Annotated in this window: 19 protein-coding genes; 6 read left to right on the top strand and 13 right to left on the bottom strand. The window is 42.3% G+C overall.

Annotated features, from left to right (window positions below; translation table 11 throughout):
- Nucleotides 1–13: 13 nt before the first annotated feature.
- From QM959_RS04070 to uvrA, 8 genes are all read right to left on the bottom strand, one after another.
- Nucleotides 14–1,264 carry a bifunctional folylpolyglutamate synthase/dihydrofolate synthase gene (locus tag QM959_RS04070; RefSeq protein WP_261022533.1) on the bottom strand — a complete coding sequence of 417 codons (1,251 nt, stop codon included), beginning with the start codon at nucleotides 1,262–1,264 and terminating at the stop codon, nucleotides 14–16.
- Between the two features lie 405 nt (nucleotides 1,265–1,669).
- A complete protein-coding gene (locus tag QM959_RS04065; protein WP_000017620.1) occupies nucleotides 1,670–1,975 on the bottom strand; it encodes a DUF1292 domain-containing protein in 306 nt (101 codons plus the stop codon).
- Between the two features lie 15 nt (nucleotides 1,976–1,990).
- Nucleotides 1,991–2,410, bottom strand: a complete 420-nt coding sequence (gene ruvX / locus QM959_RS04060) for a Holliday junction resolvase RuvX (protein ID WP_004239076.1) — start codon at nucleotides 2,408–2,410, stop codon at nucleotides 1,991–1,993.
- A 3-nt stretch (nucleotides 2,411–2,413) separates the two neighbouring features.
- A complete protein-coding gene (locus QM959_RS04055; protein ID WP_000507059.1) occupies nucleotides 2,414–2,680 on the bottom strand; it encodes an IreB family regulatory phosphoprotein in 267 nt (88 codons plus the stop codon).
- An 86-nt stretch (nucleotides 2,681–2,766) separates the two neighbouring features.
- On the bottom strand, nucleotides 2,767–3,336 hold the full coding sequence (locus tag QM959_RS04050) for an SP0191 family lipoprotein (protein ID WP_414371608.1): 570 nt from the start codon (nucleotides 3,334–3,336) through the stop codon (nucleotides 2,767–2,769).
- A gap of 66 nt (nucleotides 3,337–3,402) precedes the next feature.
- Entirely contained in the window at nucleotides 3,403–3,801 is a 399-nt protein-coding gene (gene spx / locus QM959_RS04045) for a transcriptional regulator Spx (RefSeq protein WP_000591165.1), read from the bottom strand.
- Nucleotides 3,802–3,932: 131 nt separating this feature from the next.
- Complete coding sequence (locus tag QM959_RS04040) at nucleotides 3,933–4,994, bottom strand: M24 family metallopeptidase (RefSeq protein ID WP_414371606.1); 1,062 nt, start codon at nucleotides 4,992–4,994, stop codon at nucleotides 3,933–3,935.
- The gene (gene uvrA, locus QM959_RS04035) at nucleotides 4,987–7,818 is read right to left on the bottom strand and encodes an excinuclease ABC subunit UvrA (RefSeq protein ID WP_414371604.1); all 2,832 of its coding nucleotides are present in this window, start codon (nucleotides 7,816–7,818) and stop codon (nucleotides 4,987–4,989) included. Before uvrA ends, QM959_RS04040 begins: the two co-directional genes overlap by 8 nt.
- A gap of 131 nt (nucleotides 7,819–7,949) precedes the next feature.
- Here uvrA and QM959_RS04030 point away from each other — a divergent pair, with 131 nt between their 5' ends.
- From QM959_RS04030 to QM959_RS04015, 4 genes are all read left to right on the top strand, one after another.
- Nucleotides 7,950–8,894 (top strand): magnesium transporter CorA family protein, encoded by a 945-nt coding sequence (locus QM959_RS04030; protein WP_414371602.1) that lies wholly within the window; start codon nucleotides 7,950–7,952, stop codon nucleotides 8,892–8,894.
- 12 nt (nucleotides 8,895–8,906) lie between these two features.
- Nucleotides 8,907–9,581, top strand: coding sequence for a DUF1129 domain-containing protein (locus tag QM959_RS04025; protein ID WP_414371600.1), 675 nt, complete (start codon nucleotides 8,907–8,909; stop codon nucleotides 9,579–9,581).
- A 197-nt stretch (nucleotides 9,582–9,778) separates the two neighbouring features.
- Nucleotides 9,779–10,042: a SemiSWEET family transporter gene (locus QM959_RS04020; RefSeq protein WP_000166358.1), complete on the top strand. Its 264-nt coding sequence runs from the start codon at nucleotides 9,779–9,781 to the stop codon at nucleotides 10,040–10,042.
- A gap of 150 nt (nucleotides 10,043–10,192) precedes the next feature.
- Nucleotides 10,193–11,224 (top strand): S66 family peptidase, encoded by a 1,032-nt coding sequence (locus QM959_RS04015; RefSeq protein WP_414371597.1) that lies wholly within the window; start codon nucleotides 10,193–10,195, stop codon nucleotides 11,222–11,224.
- Between the two features lie 50 nt (nucleotides 11,225–11,274).
- On the opposite strand, the gene QM959_RS04010 is transcribed toward QM959_RS04015, so the two are convergent.
- From QM959_RS04010 to mutL, 4 genes are all read right to left on the bottom strand, one after another.
- Nucleotides 11,275–11,958: a CPBP family intramembrane glutamic endopeptidase gene (locus QM959_RS04010; RefSeq protein WP_373075526.1), complete on the bottom strand. Its 684-nt coding sequence runs from the start codon at nucleotides 11,956–11,958 to the stop codon at nucleotides 11,275–11,277.
- Between the two features lies 1 nt (nucleotide 11,959).
- Nucleotides 11,960–12,520, bottom strand: a complete 561-nt coding sequence (locus QM959_RS04005; protein WP_247913164.1) for a DNA-3-methyladenine glycosylase I — start codon at nucleotides 12,518–12,520, stop codon at nucleotides 11,960–11,962.
- Nucleotides 12,521–12,529: 9 nt separating this feature from the next.
- A complete protein-coding gene (ruvA, locus tag QM959_RS04000) occupies nucleotides 12,530–13,123 on the bottom strand; it encodes a Holliday junction branch migration protein RuvA (RefSeq protein WP_247913165.1) in 594 nt (197 codons plus the stop codon).
- Between the two features lie 120 nt (nucleotides 13,124–13,243).
- Nucleotides 13,244–15,193 carry a DNA mismatch repair endonuclease MutL gene (gene mutL / locus QM959_RS03995; RefSeq protein WP_414371595.1) on the bottom strand — a complete coding sequence of 650 codons (1,950 nt, stop codon included), beginning with the start codon at nucleotides 15,191–15,193 and terminating at the stop codon, nucleotides 13,244–13,246.
- Between the two features lie 207 nt (nucleotides 15,194–15,400).
- Between mutL and QM959_RS03990 the strand changes: the two genes are divergently transcribed.
- Both QM959_RS03990 and QM959_RS03985 read left to right on the top strand, forming a co-directional pair.
- Nucleotides 15,401–15,841, top strand: a complete 441-nt coding sequence (locus QM959_RS03990) for a LytTR family DNA-binding domain-containing protein (protein ID WP_414371593.1) — start codon at nucleotides 15,401–15,403, stop codon at nucleotides 15,839–15,841.
- Nucleotides 15,838–16,296 carry a DUF3021 domain-containing protein gene (locus QM959_RS03985; RefSeq protein ID WP_414371591.1) on the top strand — a complete coding sequence of 153 codons (459 nt, stop codon included), beginning with the start codon at nucleotides 15,838–15,840 and terminating at the stop codon, nucleotides 16,294–16,296. The genes QM959_RS03990 and QM959_RS03985 overlap by 4 nt, the downstream gene beginning before the upstream one ends.
- A gap of 36 nt (nucleotides 16,297–16,332) precedes the next feature.
- On the opposite strand, the gene nrdI is transcribed toward QM959_RS03985, so the two are convergent.
- A complete protein-coding gene (gene nrdI, locus QM959_RS03980; RefSeq protein WP_414371589.1) occupies nucleotides 16,333–16,797 on the bottom strand; it encodes a class Ib ribonucleoside-diphosphate reductase assembly flavoprotein NrdI in 465 nt (154 codons plus the stop codon).
- Nucleotides 16,798–16,826 lie beyond the last annotated feature (29 nt).

Here is a 16,826-nt window from a genome sequence, read left to right as displayed (position 1 = left end):
TCAAAAAAGGAGGTCAATTCATCTGCTCATGGGCCAGCAAGTAGCCCCGTACTTCTGAGATAAAATAGAGAGACCCTGTAACGAACAACAAATCCTGGGCACCTGCTCTTGCTTCAAAATTGCTAATAAATTCTCGGTAAGAAGGAACTATATCGTAACCTGTTACATCTGTTTCATCCAAAGAACCTTGATAGTCAAAGCCGGTCACCTTGAGTTCCACCTGAGGCAATTTTTCAGTCAGATAAGCCAACATCCCTTGATAATCCTTCCGTTTCAAGGCTCCAAATAGGATTTGAGGACGATATCCTTCCTGCTCTTTTTCTTTAATAAATTCAACCAAGCGAGTCAAGGCAGGGAGGTTATGAGCACCGTCCAAGTAAATCTGAGAACGAATACGCTCCAAACGACCAGCCCAATGGGTCTTCTCCAAAGCCTGTCTTACAGCCTGCTCATCAATAGATTCCTTTCCTTCTCTCATAAAGAGAAGAAAAGTTTGCAACGCCAAAGCCGCATTATCCTGCTGATAGGCTCCTTCCAAGCCTATTTTCAGCTGTGAAATATTTAGTAAAGAACTTGAAAAATCACCATTCAGCATTGAAAAATCCTGACCTGCCTGATAAAGGTCAACAGCTAAAGAGTCTGCTTTTTTCTGACAAACAAGCCTAGCTTCTGAAGGCAACTTAGCAATCACTGCCTTTTTACCAGCCTTGAAAATACCAGCTTTCTGCTCTGCAATTGCTGCTACACTGTCACCCAGAGTCTCCTGATGATCAAGTCCGATGGAGGTGATGACAGCAAGCTCTCCAGTTACCACATTGGTCGTGTCAAGTAAGCCGCCAATTCCCACTTCTAATAAAACCAAATCCACCTCTTGCTCTCTAAAATAAAGAAAAGCAATCAAGGTCAGCAATTCAAAAAAGGACAACTGATCATGGGTTTGCAGAAGTGTTTTTTCCATCTCCTTGATCTGCTCAGCTAAACGGATAAAATCAGCGTCTGCTATAGATTGTCCATTAATGCAGATTCGGTCATTGATGGAGATGATATGAGGGGAGGTAAAGGTCGCAACTTTTTTGCCATGCCCCATAAATAACTCCCTCATGAAAGCAATGGTAGAACCTTTCCCATTAGTCCCTGTTACATGGATAATAGGATAAGACTTCTCGGGATTCCCCGACAAATCCACCGCTTGTTGCATTCGGCCCAAACCTGAGCGAAAATTCAAACCAATCCGACTATGGAGCCATTCTTCTACTTCAAACATATACATCTCCTTAATTACAGGTTCAATCAACTGCCTCAATAAAGTCTCATAACTAACAAAAACGAGGCCAGGATTTTCGTCCCGACCTCTCACCTGGTTAGCTAATAACTAGCTACTATGAAGTTAACGTGGGGTAAAACATCCACTGAATGTGCCTGCGTTTCTAATTTCTAGCGCAGGGCTAAACACGTCCACTGGACTTACCAGCTCTCTCTTATTACAAAGAGCTGGGCTAAAAACATCCACTGGACGTTCCAACTCTTCCCAATTTCTGGGAGTTGGGCTGATACAGTCTCCCAGACTTACTGACGGTTTTTATTTTTAGCGTCAGGCTAAAAACGTCCCCCGGACGTTCCAACTCTTCTAATTTCTAGGAGTTGGGGTAAAAATGTTCACTGAACATTTTTACTCCTCCATAAAGCTGTTGAAGACTTCTTCAATCATGTTCCATTCGTCTTCTGAGTCTTCTGGAATTGGCTGCAATTCACCTTCTGTTCCATCTTCGTTTTCGATGAATGAGTAAGCTTGAATTTCAACTTGTCCGTCTTCGTCTTCTTCTGCGTTAACTGGTACTAGAAGAACATAGTTTTTCCCAAATTCTTCTTTTCCGTCAATCGTCAAAAGGATTTCAAACAAGGTTTCATTTCCTTGCTCATCTACTAGTGTAATTAATTCACGTTCTTCGTGGTCGTGGTTATGATCGTGTGACATAGCCTCTCCTTTGTATTAAAATTTTCTATCTAAATAATTTTGTAAAATCAGCTGAGCTGCTAATTTATCAATGACTTTCTTGCGCTTGTTACGGCTAATATCTGCTTGTTCAATCAACATACGCTCTGCGGCAACTGTTGTCAAGCGTTCATCTTGATAGTCTACTGGTAAACCAAAAAGCTCTTCCAGCTTTGCTCCGTAGGCTTGACTAGCTTCCACGCGCGGTCCGCTTGTATTGTTCATGTTTTTAGGCAAGCCCACTACAAATCGTTCCACCTTGTAAGTATCAACCAACTCCTTAACGCGGTCAAAACCAAATTGGCCTTGCTCCTCGTTGATTTGGATGATTTCAAGTCCTTGAGCTGTAAAACCAAGCGGATCGCTAATAGCCACCCCTACCGTTTTTGAACCGACGTCCAATCCCATAATTCTCATAGGTTATAAATCGACTCCTTGTCCTTTAAGGTAGTAGCGGACCAATTCTTCAACGATTTCATCGCGCTCATACTTACGGATTTGATTTCGTGCATTATTATAACGAGGAACGTAGGCAGGGTCTCCACTCAATACGTAACCTACGATTTGGTTAATCGGGTTGTAGCCCTTATCGTTCAACGAAGCATAAACATCAGTCAGAGTTTCGCTAATTTCTTTTTTATTGGAATCGTCCAATTTAAAACGTACTGTTTCTTCAGTAAATCCCATTCTAACACCCTCTTTCCTTAGAATAGTACTATTATAGCATAATTCCTTACGTTCTACAAATCAAGCAGTCTGTTTATTTGGATTTTCTACTGTTCTGTCGCACCATTTGCCAATCTGTCTGAGATATATTTGCTTGGTTCAATCTTCAAAAGATTTTCTAAGCCAATATTCTTCAGATATTCCGTCTGAGAAGCCTTCTTGACATCCAAAACTTGAAAATCATAACTAGTCGTTGTTTGAAGTTCTGTTGCACTCAATAGTTTGGTTTCAAGCTTAAATCCTGCTAATTTACGAGCTTCTATGATGAGCTCATCCTTCTCCTCCGCCTCGAGAAGAGCTTTTTGAGTTTCTTCCACTCCATGTTGGTCAATATAGGTCTTCAATTCATCAGATACTGGACGCTTTTGTTGAATCGTTAAACTCAAAAAAGTCTTATCCTTGTATGTAATGGTTTGGGTTTGCTGGCTACCATCGTCTGACTTTGGCAAGATCAAAGTCTTGGTTACAACTGTATTCTTCTCGGCATTTTCAATAACTGGTAATGCTGACTGAAGCGTATCCTTTTCTGTTTTTGTAGCTGTTCCAGTTTCTTTTTTTTGTCCACAACCAACCAGGACAAAAAGGAAAGCTAGACTAACAAGAACAATTTTTTTCATTTCTTTCTTCTTTCTTCTTGAAATTAAGCATAGAATAAGACTGGGAAGTGCTCCCAGCCTTGATGTTTATAGAGCTGCACGCAAACGTGCTTCTGCATTTTCTACATTACGGACAGAGCGTGGTAGGAAGGCACGAATATCATCTTCCTTATAGCCAACTTGCAGGCGTTTTTCATCTACAAGGATTGGGCTCTTTAAAATTCTCGGTGTTTCCATAATCAGATTGAGGACTTCATTGACGCTCAAATCTTCAATATCCACTCCAAGGGCTTTAGCATAGCGATTTTTAGATGAAACGATGCTGGCTATTCCGTTATCTGTTTTAGTTAGAATATCCAGTAATTCTTCTCTCGTAATTCCTTCTTTACCAAGATTTTGTTCTTTATAACTTAACTGGTGGGCATTGAGCCAGGTTTTTGCTTTTTTACAGCTAGTACAACTTGAGACTGTATAAATTTTAATCATGTACCTACCCCTTTCGCTACATGTTACTATCAGTTTAGTCTATTATACCATAAAAAACATCCGACTTGCGACCTATTTTTAAATTTTTTTGATTTTTTTCGTCATTTTCGCACTTTTTTCTTGACAAATAACTAAATGACTATCAACTCTTTTGGAGCTAGGGTCAATAATTCACAACCTGTATCTGTAATGAGAATATCATCTTCGATACGAACTCCGTATTTGCCTTCGATATAGATACCTGGTTCATCGGTCAAGGCCATACCTGCTTTAATAGTTTCTTTCGATGTTTGGCTAAAGTAAGGTTCTTCGTGGATATCAAGGCCGATACCATGGCCGATACCATGAGTAAAGTATTCTCCATAGCCTGCTTCCACGATAATGTCACGAGGAATCTTGTCAAAATCGCGGAATCCTAAGCCAGCCTTAGCCTGGTCGATTAGAGCTTGGTTAGCTTTGAGAACTGTATTGTAAATTTCTGCTTGTTCATCACTGACATGGCCTAGGTAGATGGTACGTGTCATATCACTTACATAGTGATTATATAGGCAACCAAAGTCCATGGTAATAGCCTCGCCTAGTTCTACTGGCTTGTGCATTGGGTGAGCATGAGGTTTAGAAGAATTGATTCCACTCGCTAAGATTGTATCGAAAGACAATCCTGCAGCGCCTAATTCACGCATGCGGAAGTCGAGGAAGTTGGCAATTTCAATTTCTGTCTTACCTGGTTTGATAAAGTCAAGCGCATCGCGGAAAGCTTGGTCTGAAATAGAACATGCCTTGCGAATCGCTGCAATCTCCGCCTCATCTTTAATCATTCGAAGGGCTTCAACAAACTGTGTCTGTGGAACTAGTTCTAAACCTTCAAAGGCCGTCTGCATACGATGATAATAAGAAACTGAAATCTCATCTTCAAAACCAATACGAGACAAGCCCATATCCTTGACAATGCCTGCAAGGACAGCCAATTCATCACGGTCAGCCACAATCTCAAAACCACTGGTTTCTTGCTTAGCTGCGATAATATAGCGAGAATCCGTCACCAAGACCTGACGATCACGGCTGATGAAGACTGTCCCATTTGAACCCCAAAAACCAGTCAAATAATAGACGTTTTTAAGGTTGTTGATGATAATGCCATCTAGTTCTTTTTCTTGCATTTTAGCTAGAAATGCTTGTACACGTTTATTCATGATGTAACTTTCCTTTCAAATAATGTCCTGTGTAGCTAGCTTCGTTGGCCGCTACTTCTTCTGGAGTTCCTGTTGCGATGATGGTTCCACCACCGACACCGCCCTCAGGTCCCAAGTCAATGATATGGTCTGCCGTCTTAATAACATCCAGATTGTGCTCAATAACAAGGACTGTATTGCCATCGTCAACAAAACGAGCCAAAACCTTGAGCAAGCGAGCGATATCCTCGGTATGAAGACCTGTCGTCGGCTCATCCAGAATGTAGAAAGATTTTCCTGTCGAGCGTTTGTGGAGTTCACTAGCCAGCTTCATACGCTGAGCTTCTCCCCCTGAAAGGGTAGTAGCTGGCTGTCCTAAGGTCACATAGCCTAGCCCTACATCCTTGATGGTCTGAAGTTTGCGTTGGATTTTTGGAATATGCTGGAAAAATTCGACTGCGTCATTAACGGTCATATCCAAGACTTGCGCGATGTTCTTTTCCTTATAATGAACTTCCAGCGTTTCACTGTTGTAGCGGGTTCCATGACAGACTTCACAAGCCACGTAAACATCCGGCAAGAAGTGCATTTCAATCTTGATAATCCCGTCACCAGAGCAGGCCTCACAACGACCTCCCTTAACATTGAAACTGAAACGCCCCTTCTTGTAACCTCGAATCTTGGCTTCATTTGTCTGAGCAAAGAGATCTCGAATGTCATCAAAGACACCTGTATAGGTTGCAGGATTGGACCTTGGTGTTCTTCCAATAGGACTCTGGTCAATATCAATCAGACGATCGATATGCTCAATCCCTGAGATAGTCTTAAACTTTCCAGGCTTGTCTGAATTTCGATTGAGTTTTTGAGCAATGGCTTTTTTGAGGATGCTGTTAATCAAGGTAGATTTCCCAGAACCTGACACACCCGTCACCGCGATAAATTTTCCTAGTGGGAAACGAGCAGTGACATTTTGCAGGTTGTTCTCACGCGCACCTGTTACTTCGATAAAGCGACCATTTCCGACACGGCGCTCTTCTGGCACTGGAATAGCACGTTTACCTGACAAGTACTGGCCTGTGATAGACTTACTGTTACGAGCCACTTGCTTAGGCGTACCTGCGGCAACAATCTCCCCACCAAAAACACCGGCACCAGGACCAACGTCAATCAGATAATCCGCCTCGCGCATGGTATCTTCGTCGTGTTCCACCACGATAAGAGTATTGCCCAAATCACGCATCTTTTTCAGACTGGCAATCAGACGGTCATTGTCCCTTTGGTGGAGTCCGATAGATGGCTCGTCTAGGATATAGAGGACACCTGAGAGATTGGAACCAATCTGAGTTGCCAAGCGAATACGTTGGCTTTCTCCACCCGATAGGGTTCCTGCCGAACGAGACAGAGTCAGATAGTTTAGACCCACGTTGTTAAGGAAAGTCAAACGGTCATTAATTTCCTTGAGAATAGGCCTAGCAATGATGGCTTCATTTTTAGATAGGGTCAACTGACTCACCAAGTCCAAGTGGTCTGCAATAGACAGATCTGAGATTTCTCCGATATGGAGCCCCTTTTCTCCTCCTACTCGAACAGATAAAGCCTGATCATTGAGGCGATAACCGTGACAAGTGCCACAAGTTAACTCATTCATATAAAGACGCATCTGAGTGCGAGTGTAATCACTATTGGTTTCATGGTAACGTCGCTTAATATTCCCTATAACACCTTCAAAAGGAATGTCAATGTCGCGAACTCCACCAAATTCATTTTCATAGTGGAAATGGAATTCTTTACCATCTGAACCATAGAAGATGAGATGCTTGTCCTCCTCAGACAAGGCCTCAAAAGGAGTATCCATGTCCACTCCAAAGGCTGTCATGGCTTGTTCCAACATATTTGGATAATAGTTAGAAGAGATAGGATTCCAAGGTGCTAATGCCCCCTCACGAAGGGTCTTGCTAGCATCTGGTACGACTAAATCCGTATCAACCTCCAGTTTGATGCCCAAGCCGTCACACTCACTACAAGAACCAAAAGGAGCATTGAAAGAAAAGAGACGAGGCTCTAACTCTGGGACAGTAAAACCACAAACTGGACAAGCATAATGCTCAGAGAAGAGTAACTCAGAGTCGTCCATAGTATCGATAATGACATAGCCTTCTGCAATACGAAGGGCTGCCTCAATGGAATCAAAGAGACGACTACGAATGCCCTCCTTGATGACGATACGGTCAACTACGACATCAATATTGTGTTGCTTGCTCTTGGACAACTCTGGCACTTCGGTCACATCATAGACTTCCCCATCCACACGGACACGAACATAACCGTCTTTCTGAACCTTCTCAATGACACTCTTATGTTGGCCTTTTTTCTTGCGGATGACTGGAGCTAAAATTTGCAGGCGCTGGCGTTCAGGTAACTCCAAAACCTTATCCACAATTTGCTCCACAGAAGAGGCCTTGATAGCCCCATGCCCGTTTATACAGTAAGGCGTCCCCACACGTGCGTAGAGGAGACGCAGATAGTCATTGATTTCAGTCGTGGTTCCCACTGTCGAACGAGGGTTTTTGCTGGTCGTTTTTTGGTCAATGGAAATAGCTGGGCTGAGACCATCAATAGCATCTACATCAGGCTTCTCCATATTTCCCAAGAATTGCCGAGCGTAGGCTGACAAACTCTCTACATAGCGACGTTGTCCCTCAGCATAGAGGGTGTCAAAGGCCAGGCTAGATTTCCCAGAACCTGACAAACCAGTCACAACAACCAACTTGTCTCGTGGAATCTCCACATCAATATTTTTTAAATTATGGGCACGAGCCCCATGAATGACAATTTTATCTTGCATCTTTGTTCTTTCTAGTCCATTATTGCTTACCATTATACCAAAAAAAGTGAGATTCTATTACCCAAAAGGCCGATTTTGTAGTATAATAGTACGGTATGAAAAAATCTGAAAAATGAGAAAGGATAAGGGATATGAAACAAGTTTTTCTCTCTACAACAACTGAATTTAAAGAGATCGATACGCTTGAACCGGGTACTTGGATCAATCTCGTTAATCCAACTCAAAATGAATCACTCGAAATTGCTAACGCCTTCGATATTGATATTGCCGACCTTCGAGCACCGCTCGATGCGGAAGAGATGTCTCGTATTACTATCGAAGATGAGTACACCTTGATTATCGTGGACGTCCCAATCACAGAAGAAAGAAATAATCAAACCTACTATGTGACTATTCCCTTGGGGATTATCATCACAGAAGAGGCGATCATCACCACCTGCTTGGAGCCTCTCCCACTTCTTGATGTCTTTATCAATCGTAGACTTCGGAATTTCTATACCTTCATGCGTTCACGCTTCATCTTCCAGATTCTCTACCGCAACGCGGAGATTTACCTAACCGCCCTCCGTTCAATCGAACGTAAGAGTGAGCAGATTGAAAGCCAACTTCACAAATCTACTCGAAACGAAGAATTGATTGAACTCATGGAGTTGGAAAAGACCATCGTCTACTTCAAGGCCTCTCTTAAGACAAATGAGCGCGTGATTAAGAAATTGACCAGCGCAACTAGCAATATCAAGAAATATCTCGAAGACGAGGACTTACTGGAAGATACCTTGATTGAAACGCAACAGGCCATCGAGATGGCGGACATCTATGGAAACGTCCTTCACTCTATGACAGAGACCTTCGCTTCTATCATTTCAAACAACCAGAACAATATCATGAAAACCTTGGCACTTGTGACCATCGTTATGTCCATCCCGACCATGATTTTCTCAGCCTACGGAATGAACTTTAAGGATAATGAAATTCCTTTAAACGGAGAACCGCATGCTTTCTGGCTCATCGTCTTTATCGCCTTTGCTATGAGTGTTTCTCTCACTCTTTACCTCATCCATAAAAAATGGTTCTAAACAGGAGTTATTATGTCACAGATTGATTTAAAAGAATTAACCAAGAAAAACCAAGAATTTATCCACATTGCAACCCAGCAGTTTCTTAAAGATGGAAAAACCGACGCTGAAATCAAGGCCATCCTTGAAGAGGCCATTCCTCATATCCTAGAAGAACAACCAAAAGGTGTGACCGCTCGCTCTATCTACGGAGCACCAACTCACTGGGCTCACAGCTTTAGCGAAAAAGAGCAATACGAGAAAGAACATCCAAAGGAAAACGACGATCCAAAATTGATGATGTTGGATTCAGCCCTTTTCATTACAGGACTGTTTGCAGTAGTTAGTGCCTTGATGAGCTTCTTCTCAAACCAACCCGTAGCTTACGGATTGGTAACACTCCTCAGTGTAGGGGCCTTTGGTGGAGTTGCCTTCTACCTTCTCTATCACTTCATCTACCGCTACTACGGACCAGATACTGACCGTAGCCAACGTCCTCCATTCTGGAAATCACTTTTGGTTATGTTAGCGACTATGTTTGCTTGGGTCTTCATCCTCTTCTTGAGTAACTTCCTTCCACAAGCCATCAACATTAGCTTACCACCTCTTGTTTTGTTGGTCATTGGAGGAGCTCTCCTTGCCCTACGTTTCTACCTCAAAAAACGTCTCAACATTAAGAGCGCAAGTGCAGGACCTGCTAGATATTAAGATAAACAAAAAAAGTAGTGTGTTTTGTAGACACACTACTTTTATTCTGTCTCCAAATCATTTTTCGATTCTCAAAAGAAGTAGACACATTTTCTAATAACATTCTAATATAAAGTCTTTCCTTAGAATCCCGAGGTTTTTCCTTGAATCCAAGTTGTTTTTCTGTTATACTAATAAAATAATAAGGAGAAATATATATGACTAAACAGAGAATTAATCAAATTGTTGGTTCAATTGGTGCCTTTATCGGAATTATTGTATTTATAGCCTACATCCCTCAAATTTTTGCCAATTTACAAGGAAACAAAGCTCAACCATTCCAACCTTTATCTGCCGCAATCTCTTGCTTAATCTGGGTCATTTATGGATGGACAAAAGAGCCTAAGAAAGATTGGATTCTAATCATTCCAAACTCGGCCGGGGTTGTCCTTGGCGGACTGACCTTCCTTACTGCTCTATAAGAATGCAACTACTATAAAAAGCAACCACATCGAACGGTTGCTTTTTTACTACTTTCGTGATCTAAAAGCCATTTTCTGATTCTAATTCTTGTTGTTTCTCCTCATCTTTTGTGATACAATAGCATCAATTTATTTCTAGGAGGATGAGATATGGTTTCTACTATTGGTATTGTTAGTTTGTCTAGTGGCATTATCGGAGAAGACTTTGTCAAACACGAAGTGGACTTGGGTATTCAACGTCTCAAGGATCTAGGACTCAATCCTATCTTTTTGCCCCATTCGTTAAAAGGCTTAGACTTTATCAAGGACCATCCTGAAGCACGTGCGGAGGATTTGATGCAAGCCTTTTCTGATGATAGTATCGACATGATCCTATGCGCCATCGGTGGAGATGATACCTATCGTTTGTTGCCCTACCTTTTTGAAAATGAGCAACTAGAAAAAGTTATCAAACAAAAGATTTTTCTTGGTTTCTCAGATACAACCATGAACCATCTCATGTTGCATAAACTAGGTGTTAAAACTTTTTATGGTCAATCCTTTTTAGCAGACATTTGTGAATTAGACAAAGAAATGTTAGCCTATAGCCTTCACTACTTTAAAGAATTGATTGAGACGGGAAGAATCTCAGAAATCCGCCCTAGTGACGTTTGGTATGAGGAACGAACTGACTTCAGTCCCAAAGCTCTAGGAACACCTCGTATCAATCATACAAATACTGGTTTTGACTTGTTACAAGGAAATGCCCAGTTCGAGGGAGAAATCCTCGGTGGTTGCCTCGAATCTCTCTACGATATCTTTGACAACTCTCGATACGCAGACAGCACGGAGCTCTGCCAAAAATACAAACTTTTCCCTGACTTGTCAGACTGGGAAGGAAAGATCCTCTTGATAGAGACAAGCGAAGAAAAGCCTGAGCCAGAATATTTCAAAAAGATGTTGCAGACTTTAAAGGAAACTGGGATATTCGAGGTCATCAGCGGACTCTTGGTCGGAAAGCCAATGGATGAAACCTTTTATGACGACTATAAGGAAGCACTACTGGACATCATTGACAGTAATATCCCGATTGTCTATAATCTGAATGTCGGCCATGCGACACCAAGAGCCATTGTGCCCTTTGGCGTTCACGCTTATGTGGATGCACAGGAGCAAGTCATTCGCTTTGACTATAACAAATAAAGCTGGGAAGAATTTCTCAGCTTTTTTCAGTATCGTTACTAGCATTTTCATCACATACTACTGATAGCTACAATGATCAAGGCGAGGCTGTTGCCTAACATATGAACCAGTAAGGGATAGTAGACATTCTCCTTTTCTTTCACATAAATGATAGAAAAGGCAAAGCCACCACCTAGGTATCCGACTGCACCAATCCACTCTGACAAAGACAAACTGTGCATATGGATTAAAGCAAAGGCAAGTGCGACTATAAAGATACTCAGCCAAGTTGGCAGACTTCTTCTCAAATATCTCAATAGAATTTGACGGAATAAGAGTTCTTCCATCAAAGGTCCAATGATGCAGGCAAAAACCGCTATCAGTAGTGGTTGTTCTTGAAAGATGCTTTGAAGATTCGACTGATTTAGACTTTGTCCGTCCAGTCCCAAAAACTGCCTCAACATTTCTGATATAGAGCCAAAGACAACAGTCATCAGAATAAGAAAGAGGCAGCCTTTTAAAACGCCAAAGAAGAATTTTCTTTTAGTCTTTCTGATCTCATTCCATTGTTGAATCAATCTATCCTTGCACAAGAAAGAGCCATATAGAGCTAATACTACATAGAGTAGATAATGTAGATAATTCGCAATGGCAGATGGCATCAAAGCAGCCAGCAATTTCACACCACCAAACACAAAGAGAACTGTATAAAGAATCGCAAAAATCAGAATTCCCTTATTTTTGTTAGACTTCATTTCACTTTCCCTTCCATTCACAATCATTCTCGTGGTCGTCAACCAGACCTGCAGCCTGCAGATAGGACAAGACAGCGACTGGTCCAGTGAACTTAAAACCACATTTTTTGAGATCCTTGGATATTTTTTCAGACAAAGGCGTTTTGGCTGGTGCTTGACTGTAGTCCGGGATATCATTAACGATGGTTTTTCCATCTACAAAAGACCAGAGATAAGCATCAAAAGAGCCATACTCTTTCTGAACTTGTAGAAAGGCCTGGGCATTAGCTCGCGTCGCAAATATCTTGGCGCGATGACGAATGATAGCTGGATTGTCTAACAAAGATTCCAGCTCTTCATCCGTCATGTCTGCAACAGCTTGAATTTGGTAACCATGAAAAGCTTGACGGAAGGCTTGGCGTTTATTGAGCACCGTTTCCCAAGACAGGCCTGCCTGATAGGTCTCCATACACAACAACTCAAACAATGCTTGATCATCATGTAGGGGTTGGCCCCACTCTTCATCATGGTAGGCTACATACAGAGGGTTGTTCATTTTAACCCAGCCACAGCGTTTTGGCATAGACTTCTCCTATTTCACCAACATCTTGAGAGCAGATTTAATGTAATTTTCTGCTGTATCTGTCGTTCCTTCAAAGAATTTCTTGATTTTCTTAAGCTCAGCCGCCTTGTAGCCCAAGGCCAACATGGCTTCCATGGCTTCTTCCAATTCTTGGTTGTCGTTGCTAGATGGAATAGCAGTCTTAGCAGGGAAGTCATCACCTGCCACAACCACCTTACCTTCTAGGTCCAAAACCATCTGTTGGGCTGTTTTCTTGCCGATCTTCGGAAACTTGGTCAAGTAAGTGATGTTCTTGCTTTCGATAGCTTGGACAAGGCCTGCATTGTCATCAGCTGCAATAATGGCAAGAGCTGATACAGGACCAATGCCCGACACCGAAATCAAACTGAGAAAGAGTTTTTTCTCGTCTTCCGAACGGAAACCGTAAAGCAGGTGAGCATCTTCGCGAACGACTTGATGCACATAGATTTGCGCTTCTTGGTTGACTTGTCCTGAGTAAGCATAGGGGTTGGCCACATGCAGGATATAACCGATACCATTTGCTTCTAGGACGATGTATTTAGCAGTAATTTTGGTAATAATACCCTTTAGATATTCGTACATAATTTTCCCTTCAATTTATACTCAATGAAAATCAAAGAGTAAACTAGGAAGCTAACCGTAGGCATAACTTGAGTTAGGCAAGGTAAGGCTGACGCAGTTTAAAGAGATTTTCGAAGAGTATTAGTATTTTCCTAGTTCTCGTAGGCTAGTATGATTTTCTTGAATGCGACGGAACATCTTTTCCATATCTGACTTGGTAAAGTGGACCAAAACAGGACGTCCGTGGGGACAATTGTATGGGTTGTCGCATTGAGAGAGTTGATAGAGAAGCTGTCTGGCTGAGTGGTCATCGATACGATGGTTGGCCTTGATTGACCGTTTGCAGGACATCATAATGGCCAGCTCTGCTCGGTATTTCTTGATAGAAACTTCCTTTGTCAAAAGGAGCATATCACACATCTCATAGATACCAGACTCGATTTCCTCTTCTGCCATCCAAATAGGATGTTCCCGAAGGATGAATTGATTCTCACCATATTCTGCTAGAAAGACTCCCACTTCCTCTAAAAGAGGCATTCTTTCCTTGAGACGAAGGGCATCATCCGCTGGAAATTCGAAGATGTAAGGCACTAGGAGCTGCTGCTGGCTCTGGTCAACATTGCCAATACTTTCGCGATACTCCTCATACTTAACCCGTTCCTGAGCCGCGTGCTGATCTATGATGTAGAGCCCATCTCGACCTTGGGCAAAGAGGTAGGTTCCGTGCATCTGACCGAAAAATTCCAACTCTGGGAAGCTAGACGACTCTTCCCTTTCCAGCTTATCATAAGCCTTATCCAAACTAGCTAGATCTAACTCTGGATGATCCAGTTGGTCGTAGCTGACCGATTTTCTCTCTGCAAAATGCAGTTTAGCTGGCTTGGTCAACTGATCCAATGTTTCCTTAGCAAAGAGGTTCAAATCCTGTTTCTCTTCAGTCAGGTTCACCTGATGGTCTGCCACCTCAGCTTGAGTAGGTCTTGTCGGCTCAGTTTGCTCATAGTAGAGCGTATTTTCTCTCAGCGGCAAAGTCGTTTGCTCTACTTTTTCACGATTGCGAACGGTAGATTTGGCAAGATTTTCCAAGGCGTCTGGAATCAAGGTCTGTTCCTTGAGACTCTTTGCGATAGCTTCTGAAACCAGCGCCATCAGCTCTCTTTCCTTGGAAATCCGCACTTCTTGCTTGGTTGGATGCACATTGACGTCTGCTAGATATGGATCAATATGGATATGAATAACAGCCAGAGGGAAACGCCCCACCATGAGCTTGCTACCGTAACCATCTAAAATGGCACGATTGAGCAGGAAATTTTTGATATAACGGCCATTGATAAAAAGACTGATATAGTTGCGATTAGCACGTGTTAATTCCGGCAATGAGACAAAACCTGAAATTTCGAAATCTAGGTCAGCATTCTCAATTTCAACCATCTTCTTGGCACTGGCTAAACCATAAATTCCAGCAATGGCTTGGCGCAGTTGACCCGTCCCAGCTGTTCGTGTCATTTCCTTGCCATCACTAATCAAACTAAAGGAAATCTCAGGATGGGCCAACCCTAGACGATTAACAATATCAATGATATGAGACAACTCTGCCTGCTGACTCTTCATATACTTGAGGCGGGCAGGTGTGTTGAAAAAGAGGTCCTCCACACAAACCTTGGTCCCAACAGGACTAGTCGCAGGAGTGATTTCTTCGACTTGACCCCCACGAGCCACTAACTTGGTCCCATGACTGGTACCTTCAACCGCAGTCAAAAGAGTCAAAACACTGACAGACGCTATAGAAGGCAGGGCTTCTCCACGAAAACCAAGCGTGCGAATCCGAAAGAGGTCTGCTTGATTTTTTATTTTACTGGTCGCATGGCGACGAAGGGCCAATTCCACCTCATCGTGGGCAATTCCATGACCATTATCTGTAATTTGAATTTTCTTGAGACCTGCTTCCTCAATCTCAATGATAATCTGACTAGAACCCGCGTCAATGGCGTTTTCTACCAGCTCCTTAACAACGCTAGCTGGACGCTCGATAACCTCTCCAGCTGCAATCTGGTTTGCCAGCACCTCTGGCAATTCAATAATATGAGACATCTTTCAGCCCCTTTCCGTATCTTTTTTCCTAGAAATTGATTAGTGCTATTATACCATATTTCAGATAGGACCGAAAAAGTCAGCACCACATAGGAACCAAATCCCTCCACATAGACAAAGACCCTTGCCAGTTCTCCTAAAATAGTGTTTAATAAAGGTGTACAAGAAGTGATCACAATTTTGTACGAAAAACAAGGAGAGACGTTTATGAAAGTAGAACTACAGATTAGCGAGACTTACGAGGAAGAAAAGCTGATTGTTCAAGCACCTCAAGAAACCAAAAAAGTTCAGAAAGTCATCGAATTTGCAGAAAATCTGGACCAAAGAGAAAAAATCAAAGGGAAAATCGATAATCAGGTCTATCTCGTTGAGATTGGCAAGATTCAGCGCTTCTATATCGAGAATCGCAAGGTTCTAGCAGAAACGGCGAATCAGACCTACAGTATTGATTTGCGACTCTATCAGGTCCTTGAAATTCTGCCAACCAATTTTATCCAAATTTCCCAATCAGAAATCATCAATAGCAACTCCATCTCTCATCTCAAGCTAACTCCCAACGGTCTGGTAGAAATCTTTCTAAAAAATGAAAGTTTCACCTACTCTTCACGCCGTTACCTAAAAACCATCAAGGAGAAATTAGAACTATGAAAAAACAAATCTTTCACGATGCAACTGCCGGTGTTCTTATCGGCCTCATCCTATCTATTATCTTTTCACTCATTTATGCCCCAAATACCTATGCCCCACTGAGTCCTGAATCTCTCATCGGCCAAGTGATGGCTCAACATCAGGTTCACGGTGCCCTGGTCTTGCTCTACTGCACACTTATTTGGGCAGCCATCGGTATTCTCTTCAACTTTGGGAAACGATTATTCAACCGTGACTGGAGTTTGCTTCGTGCCACTCTGACTCATTTTTTCCTCATGTTAGTCGGCTTTATCCCACTAGCAACTCTGGCAGGTTGGTTCCCCTTCCACTGGACTTTCTACCTCCAGCTCATTATCGAGTTTGCGATTGTCTACCTCATCATTTGGACTATTCTCTATAAAAGAGCATCAAAAAAAGTCGACCATATCAATCAACTCTTGGAGCATAGAAAATAGGAACTACCTGGGATAAATAAAAAGTCAAGCCGAAGCTTAACTTTCCAACTCATACAAATCTGCAATAATCGCTGCGACACGTTTGATATCTCCCAGCATGCCTCGCATTTCAAAGTCAGCCAATACAGGGAAGCCAAAGCGTTGACTGTATTGCTTGGCTGTCAGACAGTATTGGTTATTAAAGTTACGATTTCCTGAACCAACCACACCAAAACACTTACTAGCATTGTCACCATAGGCGATAAAATCTCCTACTGGTGTTGTCAAAATCTCAACATCTCCGTTATCCACGCCATTCCCGCCTTCGAGATAAGTCGGCAAAAAAGCGACATAAGGATGGTCCATCTCATAAAAGTCTTGGTCTTCCTTAACCAAATCCTTGATATGAATCTTTTGAACCTCAATTCCCTCGTACTGGGACAAGAGATAATCTTTCAAGCGGGTCACAAAACTCTCAGTATTGCCGCTCAGACTGATATAAACTAAAGAAATTGTCTTCATATTTACCTCCATGATTTTATCTATAATCG

The organism is Streptococcus mitis, assembly GCF_047459985.1.
In the GTDB taxonomy this organism is placed as follows: domain Bacteria; phylum Bacillota; class Bacilli; order Lactobacillales; family Streptococcaceae; genus Streptococcus; species Streptococcus mitis_DZ.
This window is presented reverse-complemented; position numbering and strand designations above follow the sequence as displayed.